We start from the raw sequence: 17,358 nt of genomic DNA on the forward strand, positions 1-17,358 counted from the left end.
CCGGGTCCCGCCCGGCCGGCACGAAGCGTTCCGGGCCGGACGGCACGGACCTTCCGGTTCCGTCGCCGCCGTGCCTCCGTACGAGACCGTCCGCCCGGGCGGTCCTCCCCTCCTCACACAACGGAGTGTGCTCCATGAGATTCCGCTCCCTGCGCAGGGCGACGCAGGCCCTCGCCGCCCTCGGGGTCGCGTTCACCCTCGCGGCGGCCGGCCCGGCCGTGTCGGCCAGGGCGGCCACGCCGACCCTTCCGGATCTGAACATCACCGGCACCTATGTCACCGGCGTCTCCTCCGGCGGCTTCATGGCGACCCAGCTCCAGGTCGCCTACTCCGCCACCTTCGACGGCGCCGGCGTCTTCGCCGCCGGGCCGTACGACTGCGGTCAGGGGCACGTGATCAAGTTCGTCACCTGCGACCTCGGCCTGGGCGTCGACGACCTGGAGCGGCAGGCCGAGGACTGGGCGTCCGAGGGCCGCATCGACCCGGTCGCGAACCTGCGGGGCAAGCCGGTCTACACGTACCACGGCTACCTCGACCCGGTGGTCAACCCGCTGGTCTCCCGGGCCGGCGTCGACTTCTACCGGCACTTCGGCGCCGACGTCACGTACCACGACTGGGACCCGGCCGGACACTCGTGGCCCACCCCCGACGGCGTCGTCCCCTGCGCCCTCACCCTGCCGCCGTTCCTGAACGACTGTCACAACGACCCGCAGCGCGAGATGCTCACCACCTGGCTCGGCGGGGTCGATCCACGCAACACCGGCACCCCCGAGGGCACCCTCACGCACTTCGACCAGAACGCCTACGCTCCCGGCGGCTCGGCCCGTGCCCTGTCGATGGACTCCACCGGGCAGCTCTACGTCCCTCCGGCCTGCGCGAACGGCGCTCCCTGCAAGCTGGTGGTGGCCCTGCACGGCTGCCTGTCCGCCCAGCAACTCCTCGGTACGGCCTTTGCGGAGAAGGGGAACCTCGACACCTACGCCGACACCAACAACCTGGTCGTCCTCTACCCGCAGGCCGTCTCCAGCGTCTGGCCGATCAACCCGCAGGGCTGCTGGGACTGGTTCGGCTACACCGGATCCGACTACGCCGTACGGAGCGCACCGCAGATGACCGCCATCGTCAACATGGTCCACGCCCTGGGCGCCTGAGCCCCACCACCGACGGCGGCGCGTTCGACCTTGGCGACACCGCCCCCGGTCGCCCACGTCCGGGAACGCCACCCCGGTGCCCTCGGCACCGGGGAATCGCGGATGCCCGACACCAGCCCGGTCCGCTAGGGTCCTCGACGTGCAGGTGCGCAGGCTGCGGATACTTCGCCTATCAAGCGGGTGACGCGGGTTCGAATCCCGCCGCCGGCCCCGGCCGGTGTCGTCCAGCGGCCCAGGACGCCTACGTCTCCGCCGCCGACCCTGATCTCTGCACACACACGGCGTGAGCCGTCCGCCCGGGGGAAGCCGGCGGCTCTACACCAGCAATCCGAGCCTCGTGGAACTGAGCGACCCGCCGCCGAGGGCGCCACCGTGGTCGGGCTCGACCTGTCCGATGCCCAACTCGCCGCAGCGGCCCGCGCGATGGGAGCGGCCCGCTAGCCGCTGGTGCAAGGCGCCGCCGAACAACCCCACTTGGCCATTTCGCCCAAGTCGTAGCTTGTCGCTCGCGTCTTGTTCGTGGAGCCGGCTGTGCTGCGAGACTGTCCGTCCATGCGGGGACATGAGGGCGGGCAATGGGGCGTCGGTGCGGGTGTGACATTCGGGTTACTCGCCGCGTGGGCAGCGCACGATGCGGAGGAAGTGATTCTGGTACCGCGGTGGGCGCGTTCTCAGGTGCCCGGGCTGCGGGGACGGTTTCCGCGGGTACCGGATCGGATATGGCGGCATCTGGAGTCCATCGACGAGCGCGAGTTCGCGACCGCCGTTGCCGGGATGGCCGTCGTCGTGGCCGCAGCGGCGGCCGACGGGTACCGCACCGGTGGGCGCTCCGCCTTCTATCAGGGGGCCCTCAACGGATTTGGGCTGCATGGTCTGGTGCATCTCGCCCAGGCCGCCGTGGTCCGCGGATACACACCGGGCTCGGCCACCTCTCCTATGGTGGTCATTCCCTTCACACTCTGGGCCCGCGGCCGTCTGCGGCGGGCCGGGGTGCTGCGCCCGGCCCGTCCCCGCGACGTCGTGCAGGGCCTTGCGTTGGCCGCGGCTGCCACGGTCGCAACGCACGCGATGGCACGGGCTGTTGGCCGGAATCGCAAACCACCTCGGGCTTGATTGCCTGGACGAGATTCATCGCACGTGAACACGGCCCTCACCTGGCCCCGGGGTGACGCCCCCACCCGGCCGCCGCAGGCCGGGTTGCCGGGGGTGGTCGCGGCGTGTGCGCGGTGGCCGACTGGACGTCAGACCGTGACGTCCACCAGGACCTTGCCGACCGCGCGGCTCTCGACCGCTCGGTGCGCGTCGGCGGTGCGGTCGAGGGGAAAGCGGATCAGCGGCAGGCCGTGCTCCTCGCCGACCGGCAGCGCGCCGTCGCGCACTGCGGCGGCGACGTCCCGGGCGGCCGCGTCGCGTGCCTCGGGGCCGGCGAAGTAGAGGATCAGGAACTGGAAGCGCGCGTTGAGCACCATGTTCTGGAGTACGTCCAGTTCGACCGGCACGCCGCCGTCGTTGGCGTAGGTCGAGATCGTGCCGCGCGTTCGCAGTACGGCAAGGTCCAGGGCGAGGTTCGCCCCGAGCGCCACCTCGGCAACGATGTCGACGCCGTCCGGGGTGATCTTGCGGATGTCGGCGGCCGGGTCGCCCTCGCGGTAGTCGATCACGTGGTGGGCTCCGGCGGCGGTGGCCAGGCGGGCCTTCTCCGGGCTGCTGACCGTGCTGATCACGGTGGCGCCGGCCCAGCGGGCGAGCTGGATCACCGCGTGTCCGACCGCTCCGGCCCCGCCCGCGGCGAGCACCACCTTCCCGTCGAGTGCCCCGGGCCCCAGCCGACGCGGCCCGTCCTCGGCGACGGTGAGGGCGCGGTGCGCGGTCAGCGCGGGGACGCCGAGTGAGGCGCCGATGTCGAAGCCGGTGTCGTCGGGCAGCGGCACGGCCTGTCCGGCGGGTACGACGGTGAATTCGGCGGCGGTGCCGGTGGGCCGCCCGGCGGCGGCCATGAACAGCCAGACGCGCTGGCCGACCCGGCTGTGGTCGACACCCTCGCCGACGGCGTCGATCGTGCCGGCGCCGTCGAGGTGCGGGGTGACCTCATGGAAGTGCTTGGGGTGGCCGGCACCGGAGCGCGCCTGCCAGTCGGTCGGGTTGACGCCGGACACGGCGACCCGTACACGAACCTCGCCGGGCCCGGGCTCGGGCACGTCACGGTCGACTAACCGGAGAACGTCGGGGGCGCCGTTGTCGCGGTAGATGATGGCCTTCATGATCTGTCCTTCGTGTCGGATAACGCCGGCTTTGCCAGCGTGGCCTGGCGGTTCGTCAGGTGTTCGGCGTGTGGGGCGCGGTCGCGAGCCGGGCCGCGCTGAGGCCGGTCAGCCGATGGCGACGTCGTTGGAGCGGGACTCGATGCCGTCGAGGACGGCGAGGGCCGCGGCGTCGAGGGTGATCTCGCCGACCGCGATGTTGGCTTCCAGGTGGGCGGTGTTGGCGGTGCCGGGGATGAGCAGCACGTTCGGGGCGTGGTGCAGCAGCCAGGCGAGGCCGACCTGGGAGGGGGTGACGCCCAGGGACTCGGCCACGGCGTGCACTGTCGGCTCGTCGGTCGCTTTGGGCAGGTCGGGGAAGGACCCGCCGAGCGGGAAGAAGGGCACCCAGGCGATGCCCTCGGCCGCGCACAGCTGCAGCATGTCCTCGTCGCCGCGGGAGACGAGACTGTAGGCGTTCTGGACGCAGACGACGCCGGCGGGCAGGGCGCGGCGCAGGCCGTCGAGGGTGACGCTGCTCAGACCGATCGCGCCGATCTTGCCCTCGTCGCGCAGGGCGGTCATCACCGCGAGCTGGTCGTCGAGGTCGACGACCTGGTCGCCCTGGGGGCGCAGCCCGGGGCCGGTGTCCAGGCGGCGCAGGTTGACGACCGTGAGCCGGTCGACGCCCAGGCTGCGCAGGTTGTCCTCGACGCTGGCGCGCAGCTGCTCGGGCCGCTGTGCCGGACGCAGCGGCAGGTGCCCGCCGGGGTTGGGGTCGGCTCCCACCTTCGTGACGACCAGGACGTCGTCCTGGGGGCGCAGTGCCTCGCGGATCACGTCGTTGACGAATCCGAAGCCGTAGAACTCGGCGGTGTCCACGTGGTCGACGCCCAGCTCGACCGCGCGGCGCAGCAGCGCGACGGCCTCGTCGCGGCGGTCGTGCAGGCGCTCGAGCTGCATGGCGCCGTAGCCGATCCGGAAAACGGTGCGGGCGGCCAACGAAGCGGTCAGGGTGGTCATTGCGCTGTCTCCTCGGTCGGTGCACGCAAGGCGGTGTACAGCAGTTCGGCCTGGTAGAGCGCCATGACCCGGTGGGCGATCGGGGTGGCATGCTCCCGGGCCCGGGCCGGCTCGTGGTGCTCGACCTTGATGAGCCAGGCCGTGACGCAGTCGTGCAGCATCGCGCGCATCCGGTCGGTCGTGTCGACGACGATGTCGCGGATGTCCGGGTCGGTGGTTGCCTCGCCCCAGGTCTGTACGCCGACCCGAGCCTCGGCCGGGTCGATCGCGGCGATCAGGCGGGAGAGCAGTTCGTCGGGGCCGGGTGGGGCGTCGGCCGCGGCGTACTCGCCGAGGACGTCGGCGCGCTTGGCGAGTACTTCGCGGGCGGAGGCCCGGACCAGGTCGGCCTTGTTGCGGTAGTGCGCGTAGATCGAGCCGGTCGAGAGGCCGGATTCGGCGCTGATGTCGGCGATCGAGGTCCGCTCCAGGCCGTTGCGGCTGAAGCAGCGGACGGCGGCCTCGGCGATCTGCGTACGCCGGAGCTCCTTGCGCGCGTCGGTGAGGCGAGGCACCGCACCTCCCACAAAAAGAATGGTGGCTCCTTTTGTGGTCGACCCTAACAGAATCGCTGTTCTGTTTGTGATGGGGTCTCTCTGGCACAGACCTGGCTCCACCGTCCGCCAGGCAGCCCTCTGCCTTGCTGCGATCCTCATCCGAGCCGGGCCCGTCATGGAGACCGGCACCGACTCCTGCCCGCTCGCCGGCACCCGGAAGTCCCGTCGGGCCGGCAGCCGTTCCCCGGGGGCGGTTGCACGGTGACCTGGCCAAGGCACCAGTATTGCCTGGCATGACCTTTGCGATCACCGAAGCTCACCCCGACGACGCCACAACATTGGGGCCCTTGCACCTGCGGAACTGGCTGCAGAACTACCCCAACGCAGAGGCGGGTATCGATGAGTCCTGGATCCGTGAGCACCGCGGTTCGTCCGCCACCGCGGAAGGCATCGCGCAGTGGCGGGAGTTCATCGAGGTGGCGAACCGGCACCCGGCCCCGCACTTCTGCCGTGTCGTCCGGTCCGAGACGGAGATCGTCGGCTATTTCTGCGGGCACTGGGACGAATCGGAGTCGGTCACCCTGGGACCGATGTATTTGCTGAACCAAGCCCAGGGGCACGGACTCGGTGGCCGGATGATGACCGAGTTCCTTGCCTGGGCGGGACCTGCACGCATTCGTCTGGGCGTCGTCGACTACAACGAACGCGCGATCCGCTTCTACCGACGCCACGGCTTCGAGATCACAGGCGAGCGATACCTGTGGCGAGGCATGCTGCCCACCTTGCCGATGACGCGCGAGGCCCCGCCGGCCGCCGACTGCAGCTCAACATCGACATAGGTCTGCGGAGGGTGCCGGGGAACGAGCGGACCCGCTGCCAGGTGCCGAAGCCCTTCGGTGGATGGCGTTGTTCGCGGGGATTCGGCCTGCCGTCCGACGGTGGCCTCTCACGCGCTGGGGGCTCTTCGAGCCCGGTATTCTCGGAGCATGGTCGGGGCACAGACGCAGAGGGCCGAGCGCGGACCGGGGCGGCCGCGGCAGGAGCGGGTCACGGAGGACACCCTCGAAGCAGTGATCGAGTTGGTGACCGAACAGGGCGTGAAAGCGGTCACGATGGATGCCGTGGCTGCGCGTGCCGGGGTGAGCAAGCCCGCCATCTACCGGCGGTGGCCGTCCAAGCAGGCCTTGATCATCGCAGCGGCCGAGTCACGTATCGGTCCGCTGTCGGTTCCGGACCTCGGGGACGTTCGGGCCGAGCTGCGTGAGGTGCTGGCGGCGCGCCTGGTGGCGTACCGCCAGCCGGGTACGGCGCGGCTGCTGACGGAGCTGATGGCGTCGGCCGCCGAGGCGGACGGGGCCCGCGGTGAGTACGTGGACTACACGGAGCGGATGATGGCCGAGACGCGCCGCGTCCTCCAGCGGGGCATCGCCCGGGGCGAGGTGCGGCCCGATGTCGACATCCGGTCGGCCGCCACGCTGGTGGCGGCACCGATGGTGTACCGCTTGTTGGCGGAGCGCGAACTGCCCAACGAGCGCTTCGTGGAGGACTTGGTGGACCTGGTCGTCCGGGCGGTCGGTCACTCAGAGGCCTGAGGAATCGCGGGCTGTGGGTGCGGGGTGCCTGCGGACCTTCCCGCCCGTCGCCAGGGGGCAGCGCGGATCAGCGGTCGGCGGCGACCGTCGAGGGGGTCAGAAGCCGAGCGTCGCGGGCTGGGTCCATCAGTGTCACAGCGGCCGTTCCCCCCAGCAGGAGCAGAGCGGCTGCGAGGAGTACGGCGTGCTGGTAGCCGGTGCTGCCCTGGGTGTCGACCAGGTATCCGGTCAGGACCGGGGCGATCAGACCGCCTGTGGTGACCGCGGCGTTCATCAGGCCGAGTGCGCCTCCGCGCCGACGGGCCGGAACGAGTTCGGCGACCGTTGTCACCGCGACGGTAGACATCGCCCCGCACAGGCCGAAGCCGACGAACAGGAGGAGCACGGTGACCGGTCCGCGAGCGGTCTGCGACAGTGCGCCGCAGCCGAGTGCGGAGACCAGCAGGCTGATGCCGCCGACGCGGCCACGGGCCCACCGGCTGCTCACGCCACGTCGCAGCAGCCAGCCGGTCACCCCTGCCTGACTGAGCAAGATGATGGCGTTGATCGCCCAGAGTCCGGCGACCAGGCCGGCGGCCGTGGTGGTGGAGTAGCCCAGGCCGTCGTGCAGGTAGGAGGGCACCCACACCAGTGACAGGGCGATCATCCAGTAGGTGCTGAAGTAGCCGATCGTGGCCCCGATCCAGGTTCTGGTGGTCAGGATGCGGCGGTACGAGGGGGCGGGGGAGCTTTCTTCCTCGTCGTTTCCGGGTTCGGCCATGACATGGTGAGCCCCGGCCTGCGATGGTCGGTCTCCTCCGAAGACGGTCCAGATCGCCGCCCAGATCACGCCGGCGACGGCGACGGCGGCGAAGGAGGAGCGCCAGCCGTGGTGCTGGATCACCCAGGTCAGGCTCGGCGCGGCGAGCACCACGCCGAGCGCGATGCCTACGCTGAGCAGTGCTCCGGGCAGGTTGCGCCGGCTGTCCGGGAACCACGCCAGGGCGCTGTGCTGGGCCACCGGAAAGGCAGGTCCTTCCGCGGCACCGAGCACGATCCGCGACACGACCAATGCGGCCAGCCCTCCGCCCAGGGCCATCGGTATCTGGGCGATCGACCACAGCAGTGCCATCCCCAGCAGCAGCCATCGTGGTCGCACCCGGTCCGCCAGCAGCCCGCCCATGGCGCCGAACAGTGAGAAGAGCAGGAAGAACGCGCTGTTGGCCAGGCCGAATCCGGTCGCCGAAAGGCCCAGGTCATGGCGTATCGGATCGGCCGCCAGCCCGAGGACGGACTTGTCGGCGAAGTTGACCATCATGAAGACCACCAGCAAACCGGTGACCGTCCAGGCCTGTCGTCTGTGGCTGCGGCTCGTCGTGCAGGGGGCGATGAGCGTGACGGGTGTGAGATCGGTATTGGGCACGGGGGCTCCGCGAAAGTAGCTGATCCGGGGTACGAGTGGTCGCCGTGCAGCACGGGGAAGAGGGCGTGGCGGATCGGAGGTGCGTCGGCCCGCGCCGATCACGGCGACAGAAAAAAGTTACGTGCAGTATCGATACGGTTGGGTGGGGCGGCAAGACCTGTGCCCTGCAATTGACCGATGGCGACCCGGGTGGGGCGCTTGTCGCATGAGTGGCCGCGACGCTCACAGCCTCGGCGCATGAGCTCCCTTCAGGTGACGGGAGATGGATATGCCCGTTTTTACCGTAAGCAAGAGGCTCGCGAGGGTTCGTCGCCCATCTGGCGACCGTCTGCCGCTGTGGCCGCCGGGTCGAGGTCGTGGCTCTCGGGGTGGCGCAGCGAGATGATCATGGAAGGGCTCTTGCGGTCATGCCCTTCGATATCGATACTTCCGGTAACGATTTTTGGATGCGCCCGTGGAGGAACGCATGAAGACCGCCGGAGCCGACAAGAACCCCCTGCTGGAGAAGCCGCTGATCCACTTCGGTCGGCGTGTGCTGGAACGGACCGCGCCCGGTACGGCACCGGCCGAGTACCGGCTGCTGCAGATCGCTCCGATGACGCAGCACATCGGGGCGGCCGTCAGCGGGGTGGATCTGACGCAGCCGATCGACGCGGTGCTGGCGGAGGAGCTGCGGCAGGCGCTGCTCGAGTGGAAAGTGATCTTCTTCCGCGACCAGCACGACTTCGACGTCGACACCCACCTGGCCCTGGCCGCGGTGTGGGGCGAGCCGGAGCCGAACCCGTTCTTTCCCAAGGGCGACACCGTCGGCGTCTCCCGACTGGCGAAGGATGCGACGGCCATCGGGCAGGAGAACATCTGGCACAGCGACCACTCGTTCATGGCCGCGCCCGCCCTGGGGTCGGTGCTCCGCTCGGTAGAGGTCCCGGCGGCAGGCGGTGACACCATGTGGGCCGACATGGGCGCCGCATACGACAACCTCAGCGACGAGATGAAGCAGCGCATCGAGGGCCTGACCGCCGTACACGACTGGGAGCCGAGCTGGGGCACGTTCATGACCCCGGACCAGATCGCGGCCCTGCGCCTGACCCTGCCTCCGGTCGAGCACCCGGTCGTCGTGCGGCATCCGCGCACCGGGCGCAAGACCCTCTACGTCAACGAGCCCTTCACCACCCGCATCGTCGGACTGCCCGAGGACGAGAGCCGGAGCCTGCTGCACGAGCTCGGTCTGCAGGCGCGCATTCCGGAGCTCCAGGTGCGTTTCCGCTGGCAGCCCGACTCGATCGCGATCTGGGACAACATCGCCGTCCAGCACTACGCGATCAACGACTACTACCCCCAGCGCCGGGTGATGGAGCGCATCGCGATCGCCGGCGTCCCGCTGTCCTGAGCACCTTTCTCCTCGACCGGCACCACCCGAGCGCTGTCGGTCCACTGCCGTAACGGCCCCTGGTGGCTGTGCCGCCCGTTCGGTGGCGCGGCCACCTTCACGCTGATCGTCTCGACCGCGACGTTCGCCGTCGCGCCGCCTGAAATCCCCTTTCCGACTCTGCTTGTTGGCCCCGCCAGGGAGTGACGTGAACAGCCCCGCCCTCGACACGACCGTCCTCGACCACGCTCTGAGGGAGCTGCGCCAAAACGCCGCGTTCTGGGCAACCGCGCCACTGGCCGAACGCGTCGGACTGCTGGAAGGACTCATGCCCAGGATCCGCGACGGCGCGGCCGACCTGGCCGCGGCGGGCGCACGAGCCAAGGGATACGGCCCCGACTCTGCCTGGGCCGCGGAGGACTGGGCCGGCGGTCCGTGGGCGCTGGCCCAGCACGTCACCGCGCGGCTGCACGTGTTGCGGCGCCTGGCCGCAGACCTCGAACCGCTGCACGCCGACGCGGTGCACGAACGGGGCGGCCGTACCTGGGTGGACGTCTTTCCTGCCACCGGTTGGGACCGCGTGCTGCTGGGCGGCTGTTCCGCCCAGGTGCGGATACAGGCGGGTATCACCGCCGAGCAGGTGCGAAGCCGCGCGGCCGCACCGTACCGGGACGGCGTGCAGCAGCCCGGCGTGGCGCTGGTCCTGGGCGCCGGCAACGTCGCCGCGCTCACCGCGACCGACATCCTGCACAAGCTCTACGCCGAAGGCCAGGTCGTCATCGCCAAGATGAACCCGGTCAACGCCTATCTGCGGCCGCACTTCGAGCGGATCTTCGCCGAGTACATCCAGCGAGGCTGGCTGCGGTTCGTGGACGGAGGCCCGTTCGAGGGCGCCTACCTCACCGCCCACGAGGGTGTGGATTCCATCCACGTGACCGGGAGCGACCGCACCCACGACGCCATCGTCTGGGGCACCGACGAACACGCCGAGCGGCGTCGCCGCGAGGACACCCCGCTGATCGACAAGCAGTTCACGAGCGAGCTGGGCGGGGTCAGCCCGTGCATCGTGGTGCCGGGGCGTTGGAGCAGGGCGGACTTCCGCTTCCAGGCCGAGCACATCGTCACGAGCAAGATGAACAACTCCGGCCACAACTGCATCGCCAGCCAGGTGCTGGTGCTGCCCCGCTCCTGGCACGGAACCGAACTGCTGCTGGAGGAGATCGGACGGGTGCTGCGTGCCCTGCCGGCGCGCACCGACTATTACCCCGGGGCCCACCACCGGCTTCAGGCCGTCCTCGCGGCTCACCCGCAGGCCGAACGCCACGCCGGCGACAGCCGGATACTGGTCCCGGACATCACCGACCACGACGACATGCTCCTCACCGGCGAGGTCTTCGCCAGCGCGCTGGGCGTCGTGCGCCTGCCGGGAGAGACTCCCGCACATTTCCTGCGCCATGCCGTCGACTTCGCCAACACCGTCCTGCCCGGCACACTGGGCGCGACCCTGATCGTGCACCCCCGGACCGAGCGGACCGGGTCCGGTGCGGTGGAAGCGGCCTTGGACGAACTGCGTTACGGCACCATCGGCGTCAACTCCTGGTCCGGCGTCGGCTTCCTGCTGGGATACACCCCCTGGGGTGCCCATCCCGGCCACACCCGGCAGGCGATCGGCAGCGGTATCGGCTTCGTCAACAACGCCTTCATGATCGAAGACATCGAGAAGACCGTGCTGCGCGCCCCCTTCGCCCCCGCCCCCCGCGGCCTGTTCACCGGCTCCCCCTCGCTGTCGCCCAAGCCGCCGTACTTCGTCACCAACCGCACCGGTCGCACCACCCTCGAACACGTCACACGCTTCACCACCATGCCGAGCCCCGCCCGACTGCCCGCCGTCCTCGCCTCCGCTCTGCGCGGGTGACCAGGAGGAAACCCGAAGGAACCTCAACGACTTCCTCACGCGCGCCGCCCACGCCCACGGCGACCGGGTCGCCGTCGAACTCGAGGACCAGCAGCTCACCTACGCCGAACTGCACGCCCTGGCCGGCCGCACCGCCGCGCTCCTCATCGCGCGCTACGAACACCCCGCCGTCGCGGAGGCGGCGGTGATCGGCGTTCGCCACGACCTCCTCGGCGAGGAGGTCGCCGCCGTGGTCGCCTTGCGTCCCGGCAGCCGGGCCGGCGCCGAAGAACTGCAGCACTTCGTGCGCCGGCGGGTGGCTCCGTAGAAGTACCCGCGTGAGATCCGGCTCGTCGACGCCCTGACCAAGGGGCCCACCGGCAAGATCCTCAAGCGTGCGATCGGGGCCGACGTCTGAGCAGTACCCGAGCACAATCCCGCCCGGCCGATCTCCGAAACCGATGATCGGCCGGAGTGGGCGGCCTGCCGGGGAGACGGCATTGATCACCGGGCCGGACCTCCCGGTGCCTGCCTACCCTGGGACGGAGAGGGATGTCGACAGCGAACGACGGGACCCATGGGATGGGCGTTCCGGCCGAAACACCCGGCCGCCGCTGGAGAGCGTATGCGCCGGCGGGGCCCATGCCGCACGAGGCGGACCTGGCGATCCTGGACGCGCTGTTCACACAGTCACCGATCGGCGTGGCCGTGTTCGACACCCAGCTGCGCCTGGTCCGTGCGAACCCTGCGCTGGAACGCATGCATGGTGTGCCCAACGCCGAGCTCCTCGGCCACCGGCTCAGTGAGGTCCTGCCTGGGCTCGACGTCGCCGCGATCGAGAGCCAGCTCGCACGGGTCCTGGAGACGGGCCTGTCCGTCGTCGGTACGGAGCACCGTGGTCGTACGCCTGCTGATCCGGGCAGGGACCACGTATGGATGACGTCGTCGTTCGCGCTGACCGGACAGGACGGCCGGCGCCTGGGCGTCACAGATCTGGTCATGGACATCACCGACCGTCACCGGGCCCGTGAGCGACTGGCCCTCCTCGACGAAGCCAGCGCCCGCATCGGAACGACACTCGACGTCAGGCGCACGGCCCAGGAACTTGCCGATGCACTCGTCCCGCGCCTGGCCGACTTCACCGCGATCGACCTCCTGGATGACGTCGTCACGGGCGAGGCAGTCACGACCTCGGGTGCTGGCGACACGGCGCTGCGCCTCGTGGCCCGCAAGGCCTCCCATCCGGGGCTCACCGAAGGGCTCCGGCTGCTCGGGGAGCGTCAGGAGTTCCGCCCCGACTCACCCCATGCCCAGACCCTCTCCGACGGGCAGCCCCGATTGCTGACTGCCGTCGGCCCCGACGTCGACTGGGTCCGGAACTCTCCTGACCCGAGGATCCGAACCATGCTGACGCACGGGACCCACTCCATGATGGTGGTGCCCCTGCGCGCCAGGGACACCGTTCTCGGGGTGGCCCATCTGTACCGCACGGCGGCCCGTCCGGACGCTTTCGAACCCGACGACCTGGTCTTCGTGCAGGAACTGGTCGCCCGCGCCGCCGTCTGCGTGGACAACGCCCGCCGCTACACCCATGAGCGTGCCGCCGCCGTGACGCTCCAGCAGAGCATGCTCCCACGCAGCGTCCCTGATCAGAGCGCCGTCGAGGTCGCGCACCAATACCGTCCGGCCCACGCGCACGCCGGAGGGAGCGGCTGTTGGTTTGACGTGATCCCCCTCTCCGGCGCCCGCGTGGCCCTCGCGGTCGGCGACACACCCGCCACCGGTGTCGAGGCCGTCGCCTGCATCGGACAGATCTGCTCCGCCGTACGCACGCTCGCCCAGCTCGACCTCGCCCCCGACGAGGTACTGGCCCGGCTCGACGACATGGTGCCGCGGCTGGTCGAACGCGAACATACGGCAGGGTCCGCAGCCATCTTGGAGAAACTCGTCGGGGCCACCTGCCTGTACGCGGTCTACGACCCCGTTTCCCGCCGCTGTGTCATGGCGAGCGCCGGACACCCTCCGCCCGTCGTCTCCGATCCGGCCGGCCAGGTCCACTTGGCGGATCTGCCCTCCAACGAGCCCTTGGGACTGGGCGATCCCGTCTTCGAGCCGCACGAGATCGAACTCACCGAGGGCAGCACCCTCGTCCTGTACGGACGAAGCCTGCTGGCAGCCAGTCACGCAGATCCGGCACTGCGGGAACGGCTCAGCGCGCTCATCGCACAGAGCCGCCTTTCGCCGAACCACATCGGCCAGGCCGTGGCTGACTCAGTAGCCCCCCACTTGGCGGCCGAGGACGACCTTGCGTTGCTCCTGGCCCGCACCCGCTCGCTCGACGCCGCGCATGTCGCCACCTGGGACCTGCCCTGCGACCCCGCCGCCGTCGCCAGGACCCGCTCGCTCGTGGCACGAAGGCTCGACCAGTGGGGGCTGAGTCATCTGACCTTCACCACCGAACTCATCGTCAGCGAACTGGTCACCAACGCCATCCGCTACGGCGCCCCGCCGATCCGGCTGCGGCTCGTCCTGGACCGGATGCTGATCTGTGAGGTCAGCGACGCGGGCAGCAGCTCACCGCACATCCGGCGGGCCGCCACCGTCGACGAAGGCGGGCGCGGGCTCTTCCTCGTCGCCGAGTGCTCCCACCGCTGGGGAACCCGCTACGACGCCGTCGGCAAGACCATATGGGCGGAACAGCCCCTCACGGACGTCACCCCTCGCAGCATGCAGCCGTGACCGGCCGCGCCCGAATCCGGCGCGGGCAGCGGGGTTCGCGACGGTCGGGGAGGGCGAAGCAGTCGTGCCGGACGCGTGCCTGCCGCTGCAGGGAGTGGTCACGGGATGCGAGACAGGACCGCCGACTGGTGTTTCACCGTGACCCGGTGGCCGACGGGCCCTGGGCTTTCTGCCGGGCGCGGGTGACGATCCGGGGGCAGGAAGCCAATCAGGGCGCAAGCTGCTTACCGCTGGCGGCCGGTGGATTTCGGAGTGGCAGCAGGACGTCCGGTGGGTTGGGGCGCGGTCATGTCGAGCAGCAGCAGGGCGTCGTGGTCGGGGCTGCCGGGTTCGGCGGTGTAGACGCCGATACGTTGGCCGGGGGTGCCTTCGACGTGCAGTGACTGCGAGGTGAGGGTGATGGTTCCGACCTGCGGGTGCTGGAACGTCTTGTGGGCGGGCTTGCGGCCGGTGACTTCATAGCGTTCCCACAGGCCCGCGAAGTCGGGGCTCTTCAGAAGGAGCTCACCGACGAGGTTGGTGAGGTCGGGGGCGTCCGGAGCCGTGCCGGCGATGGCGCGCAGGCGGGCGACGCACGAGGTGATCTGCCGGTCCCAGTCGGTGAAGAGGTCGCGCGCCGCCGGGTGGAGGAAGAGGTAGCGGGCCAGGTTGCGGTGCTTGACGGGCCAGTCCTCCAGGCCCGCGTACAGGGCGAGGCCGCCGGGGTTCCAGGCCAGCATGTCCATGCTGCGGCTGATGACGTACGCGGGGTTCGGGCGCAGTGACTCCAGCAGCAGCTTCAGATGGGGGCGCACGGTGCGGCTGGGAGCGGGCGGCGGCTCGGAGACATAGCGGGCGGCGCGGGCGGCCAGCTCGCGCAGGTGCTGGTGCTCCTGGTCGTCCATGTGCAGGGCGCGGGCGAGCGAGTCGAGGACGGCGGGGCTGGGGCGGGTCTCCTTGCCGCGTTCCAGGCGCACGTAGTAGTCGATGCTGATGCCGGCGAGGGTGGCCAGCTCCTCGCGGCGCAGGCCGGGGGTGCGGCGGATGCCGGCCCCGATGGTGAGGCCGACGTGTTCGGGGCTGGTCTGGGTGCGGCGGGCGCGCAGGTAGCGGCCCAGCTCGGCGCCCTCGCTGGGCGCGCTCGTCGATGCCATGACTCCAGTCTCACCCGACGGGCACCCGCCCCGCGGGGCCGTGGGGGGCCCTGTCATTACCCCTGAAGAGCCCGCCCTGCCACAGGGGCGCAATCCGGGCGAAGGTGAGTGAGGAAGACGCCGTTTCCTCGCCGCCTGGCTCTGACCGGGATGCCCTGCCGGGCCGGGCGAGTGTGAGGAACGGGCAACGCTACGGACCGGAGAAGGCGAAATGCGCTACATCAAGCTGCGTGACCTGGAGGTTTCCCGGATCGGGCTGGGCGCGATGGGCATGTCCCACGGCTACACCGGCTCAGGCACCGACGACGCGGAGTCGATCAGGACCGTGCACCGGGCGCAGGAGCTGGGCGTCACCCTGATCGACACCGCCGAGATCTACGGCCCCTACACCAACGAGGAACTGCTCGGCCGGGCGCTGAAGGGCCGCCGGGACAAGGTGGTGCTGGCCACCAAGTTCGGCCTGGTCTCGCACGGCGGCGACGGTGCCTGGAACCTGGACTCCAGCCCTGCCAACATACGCACCGCCGTCGAGGGCTCCCTCAAGCGGCTGGGCACCGACCACATCGACCTGTACTACCAGCATCGGGTGGACCCGAACACGCCGATCGAGGAGACCGCCGGCGCAGTGGGCGAGCTGATTGCCGAGGGTAAGGTGCGCGCCTTCGGCCTCTCGGAGGCGGGCCCGGACACGATCCGCCGTGCCCACGCCGTCCAGCCGGTCACCGCGGTGCAGTCCGAGTACTCGCTGTTCACCCGCGGGATCGAGGAGCGCGTGCTGCCTGTTCTGCGGGAGCTGAACATCGGTCTCGTGCCGTTCTCCCCGCTGGGCCGCGGTTTCCTGACCGGCACCGTCCGCTCCACCGACCAGTTCGACGAGAACGACTTCCGGCGCGACAATCCCCGCTTCACGGGGGAGAACTTCCAGCGCAACCTGGCGCTGGCCGACGAGGTCAAGGCCCTGGCCGATGAGGCTGGTGCCACGCCCGGGCAGGTGGCGCTGGCCTGGCTGCTCGCCCAAGGTGACGACATCGCCCCGATCCCCGGCACCAAGCGCGTCAGCCGGGTCGAGGAGAACTCCGCAGCCGACACGGTCACGCTCACCGCCGAGCAGCTCGACCGGCTCGCCAGCCTGCCGCCCGCCGCCGGCGCCACCCACACCGAGGCCCAGGCCCGCATGCTCGAACGCTGACATCCGTCGTCCCGACCACACAGCACGACCCCCGTTTGGAGTAACACCTTTCATGCGTGCAGCAGTGATGTACGGAGCCGGTGACGTCCGTGTCGAGGACCGGCCCGACCCGAAGATCGTCCAGCCGGCCGACGCCGTGGTGCGCGTCGTCGCCTCCTGTGTGTGCGGCAGCGACCTGTGGCCGTATGCGTCGATGCCCGCCACCGACACCGGCCGCCCCATGGGGCATGAGTTCCTCGGCGTCGTGGAGGAGACCGGCGCGGAAGTGACCGGCCTGAAGGCCGGTGATCTGGTCGTCGCCCCGTTCACCTACAGCGACAACACCTGCGACTACTGCGCCAGGGGCCTGCACATCTCGTGCCGCAACGGCGGTCGGTACGGCTTCGACGGCGTCGACGGCGGCCAGGGCGAAGCCGTCCGCGTCCCCTGCGCGGACGGCACCCTGGTGAAGCTGCCGGTGGCCGCCGACTCCACGTTGCTGCCGTCGCTGCTGGCCCTGTCGGACGTGATGACCACCGGCCACCACGGCGCCGTCACCGCCGGCGTAGGCCGCGGCGATGCCGTGCTCGTGGTCGGGGACGGCGCGGTCGGCCTGTGCGCGGTGATCGCCGCCAAGCGACTCGGTGCCGAGCGGATCGTGCTGGCCGGCCGCCACGAAGCCCGCACCGGCCTGGGCCGCGAGTTCGGTGCCACCGACGTCGTCGCCGAGCGGGGCGAGGAGGGCATCGCCCGTATCCGTGAGCTGACCGGCGGCGTGGACAAGGTGATCGAGGCCGTCGGCACCCGCCAGGCCCTAGACACCGCGCTGGGCGCGGTCCTGGACGGCGGCACCATCAGCCGCCTGGGCGTCCCGCAGTACGAGCAGGGTCCGATCGGGCCGGCGGAGTTCATGCGGAACATCACCCTGACCGGCGGTGCCAGCCCCGCCCGCGCCTACATCGAGCAGCTGCTGCCCGACGTCCTGGACGGGACGATCGCCCCCGGCCGTGTCTTCGACCGGACCTTCACCCTCGACCAGGCACCGGACGCCTACCGGGCGATGGCCGACCGTCAGGTCCTCAAGGCCCTCGTCCGCCTCTGACCACCCGCT

The 17,358-nt window shown here is 70.5% G+C and carries 14 protein-coding genes and 1 pseudogene; 10 read left to right on the forward strand and 5 right to left on the reverse strand.

Annotation, left to right across the window (positions count from 1 at the left end):
• Positions 1 to 134: 134 nt before the first annotated feature.
• Both ACZ7OY_RS34370 and ACZ7OY_RS34375 read left to right on the forward strand, forming a co-directional pair.
• Positions 135 to 1,151 (forward strand): extracellular catalytic domain type 2 short-chain-length polyhydroxyalkanoate depolymerase, encoded by a 1,017-nt coding sequence (locus ACZ7OY_RS34370; protein WP_471915094.1) that lies wholly within the window; start codon positions 135 to 137, stop codon positions 1,149 to 1,151.
• A gap of 552 nt (positions 1,152 to 1,703) precedes the next feature.
• The gene (locus ACZ7OY_RS34375; protein ID WP_471915095.1) at positions 1,704 to 2,264 is read left to right on the forward strand and encodes an HXXEE domain-containing protein; all 561 of its coding nucleotides are present in this window, start codon (positions 1,704 to 1,706) and stop codon (positions 2,262 to 2,264) included.
• Between the two features lie 128 nt (positions 2,265 to 2,392).
• Here the strand turns inward: ACZ7OY_RS34375 and ACZ7OY_RS34380 are convergent, their stop codons facing one another.
• The 3 genes from ACZ7OY_RS34380 to ACZ7OY_RS34390 all read right to left on the reverse strand — a co-directional run bounded on the left by ACZ7OY_RS34380 (position 2,393) and on the right by ACZ7OY_RS34390 (position 4,968).
• Positions 2,393 to 3,412, reverse strand: a complete 1,020-nt coding sequence (locus ACZ7OY_RS34380) for an NADPH:quinone reductase (protein ID WP_471915096.1) — start codon at positions 3,410 to 3,412, stop codon at positions 2,393 to 2,395.
• 108 nt (positions 3,413 to 3,520) lie between these two features.
• Entirely contained in the window at positions 3,521 to 4,414 is an 894-nt protein-coding gene (locus tag ACZ7OY_RS34385; RefSeq protein ID WP_471915097.1) for an aldo/keto reductase, read from the reverse strand.
• Positions 4,411 to 4,968 (reverse strand): TetR/AcrR family transcriptional regulator, encoded by a 558-nt coding sequence (locus tag ACZ7OY_RS34390; protein ID WP_471915098.1) that lies wholly within the window; start codon positions 4,966 to 4,968, stop codon positions 4,411 to 4,413. Before ACZ7OY_RS34390 ends, ACZ7OY_RS34385 begins: the two co-directional genes overlap by 4 nt.
• Before the next feature lie 275 nt (positions 4,969 to 5,243).
• On the opposite strand from ACZ7OY_RS34390, the gene ACZ7OY_RS34395 reads away from it, so the two are divergent.
• Positions 5,244 to 5,789, forward strand: a complete 546-nt coding sequence (locus tag ACZ7OY_RS34395) for a GNAT family N-acetyltransferase (RefSeq protein WP_471915099.1) — start codon at positions 5,244 to 5,246, stop codon at positions 5,787 to 5,789.
• Between the two features lie 147 nt (positions 5,790 to 5,936).
• On the forward strand, positions 5,937 to 6,542 hold the full coding sequence (locus ACZ7OY_RS34400; RefSeq protein ID WP_471915100.1) for a TetR/AcrR family transcriptional regulator: 606 nt from the start codon (positions 5,937 to 5,939) through the stop codon (positions 6,540 to 6,542).
• Positions 6,543 to 6,609: 67 nt separating this feature from the next.
• Here ACZ7OY_RS34400 and ACZ7OY_RS34405 read toward each other — a convergent pair whose 3' ends face one another.
• A complete protein-coding gene (locus ACZ7OY_RS34405) occupies positions 6,610 to 7,944 on the reverse strand; it encodes an MFS transporter (RefSeq protein WP_471915101.1) in 1,335 nt (444 codons plus the stop codon).
• A 466-nt stretch (positions 7,945 to 8,410) separates the two neighbouring features.
• Between ACZ7OY_RS34405 and ACZ7OY_RS34410 the strand changes: the two genes are divergently transcribed.
• From ACZ7OY_RS34410 to ACZ7OY_RS34425, 4 genes and pseudogenes are all read left to right on the forward strand, one after another.
• Positions 8,411 to 9,334: a TauD/TfdA dioxygenase family protein gene (locus ACZ7OY_RS34410; protein WP_471915102.1), complete on the forward strand. Its 924-nt coding sequence runs from the start codon at positions 8,411 to 8,413 to the stop codon at positions 9,332 to 9,334.
• 187 nt (positions 9,335 to 9,521) lie between these two features.
• Positions 9,522 to 11,228, forward strand: coding sequence for an aldehyde dehydrogenase family protein (locus tag ACZ7OY_RS34415; protein ID WP_471915103.1), 1,707 nt, complete (start codon positions 9,522 to 9,524; stop codon positions 11,226 to 11,228).
• Positions 11,229 to 11,382: 154 nt separating this feature from the next.
• Positions 11,383 to 11,625 (forward strand): annotated as a pseudogene (locus ACZ7OY_RS34420) (AMP-binding enzyme); the annotation flags it as partial.
• A 224-nt stretch (positions 11,626 to 11,849) separates the two neighbouring features.
• Positions 11,850 to 13,946 carry a SpoIIE family protein phosphatase gene (locus ACZ7OY_RS34425; protein ID WP_471915104.1) on the forward strand — a complete coding sequence of 699 codons (2,097 nt, stop codon included), beginning with the start codon at positions 11,850 to 11,852 and terminating at the stop codon, positions 13,944 to 13,946.
• A 224-nt stretch (positions 13,947 to 14,170) separates the two neighbouring features.
• Here ACZ7OY_RS34425 and ACZ7OY_RS34430 read toward each other — a convergent pair whose 3' ends face one another.
• Positions 14,171 to 15,079 (reverse strand): helix-turn-helix transcriptional regulator, encoded by a 909-nt coding sequence (locus ACZ7OY_RS34430; protein WP_471915105.1) that lies wholly within the window; start codon positions 15,077 to 15,079, stop codon positions 14,171 to 14,173.
• Positions 15,080 to 15,290: 211 nt separating this feature from the next.
• Here ACZ7OY_RS34430 and ACZ7OY_RS34435 point away from each other — a divergent pair, with 211 nt between their 5' ends.
• A complete protein-coding gene (locus ACZ7OY_RS34435; protein WP_471915106.1) occupies positions 15,291 to 16,268 on the forward strand; it encodes an aldo/keto reductase in 978 nt (325 codons plus the stop codon).
• Positions 16,269 to 16,320: 52 nt separating this feature from the next.
• Positions 16,321 to 17,349: a zinc-binding dehydrogenase gene (locus ACZ7OY_RS34440; RefSeq protein ID WP_471915107.1), complete on the forward strand. Its 1,029-nt coding sequence runs from the start codon at positions 16,321 to 16,323 to the stop codon at positions 17,347 to 17,349.
• The last annotated feature ends 9 nt before the right edge of the window (positions 17,350 to 17,358 follow it).

The sequence above is a fragment of the Streptomyces sp. NPDC107559 genome, from assembly GCF_055657365.1.

Excerpts from the sequence above, each read along its gene's own strand:
- ACZ7OY_RS34370 (WP_471915094.1), top strand. The coding sequence starts at position 135 with ATGAGATTCCGCTCCCTGCGCAGGGCGACGCAGGCCCTCGCCGCCCTC.
- ACZ7OY_RS34375 (WP_471915095.1), top strand. The coding sequence starts at position 1,704 with ATGCGGGGACATGAGGGCGGGCAATGGGGCGTCGGTGCGGGTGTGACA.
- ACZ7OY_RS34380 (WP_471915096.1), bottom strand. The coding sequence starts at position 3,412 with ATGAAGGCCATCATCTACCGCGACAACGGCGCCCCCGACGTTCTCCGG.
- ACZ7OY_RS34385 (WP_471915097.1), bottom strand. The coding sequence starts at position 4,414 with ATGACCACCCTGACCGCTTCGTTGGCCGCCCGCACCGTTTTCCGGATC.
- ACZ7OY_RS34395 (WP_471915099.1), top strand. The coding sequence starts at position 5,244 with ATGACCTTTGCGATCACCGAAGCTCACCCCGACGACGCCACAACATTG.
- ACZ7OY_RS34400 (WP_471915100.1), top strand. The coding sequence starts at position 5,937 with ATGGTCGGGGCACAGACGCAGAGGGCCGAGCGCGGACCGGGGCGGCCG.
- ACZ7OY_RS34410 (WP_471915102.1), top strand. The coding sequence starts at position 8,411 with ATGAAGACCGCCGGAGCCGACAAGAACCCCCTGCTGGAGAAGCCGCTG.
- ACZ7OY_RS34425 (WP_471915104.1), top strand. The coding sequence starts at position 11,850 with ATGCCGCACGAGGCGGACCTGGCGATCCTGGACGCGCTGTTCACACAG.
- ACZ7OY_RS34430 (WP_471915105.1), bottom strand. The coding sequence starts at position 15,079 with ATGGCATCGACGAGCGCGCCCAGCGAGGGCGCCGAGCTGGGCCGCTAC.
- ACZ7OY_RS34435 (WP_471915106.1), top strand. The coding sequence starts at position 15,291 with ATGCGCTACATCAAGCTGCGTGACCTGGAGGTTTCCCGGATCGGGCTG.
- ACZ7OY_RS34440 (WP_471915107.1), top strand. The coding sequence starts at position 16,321 with ATGCGTGCAGCAGTGATGTACGGAGCCGGTGACGTCCGTGTCGAGGAC.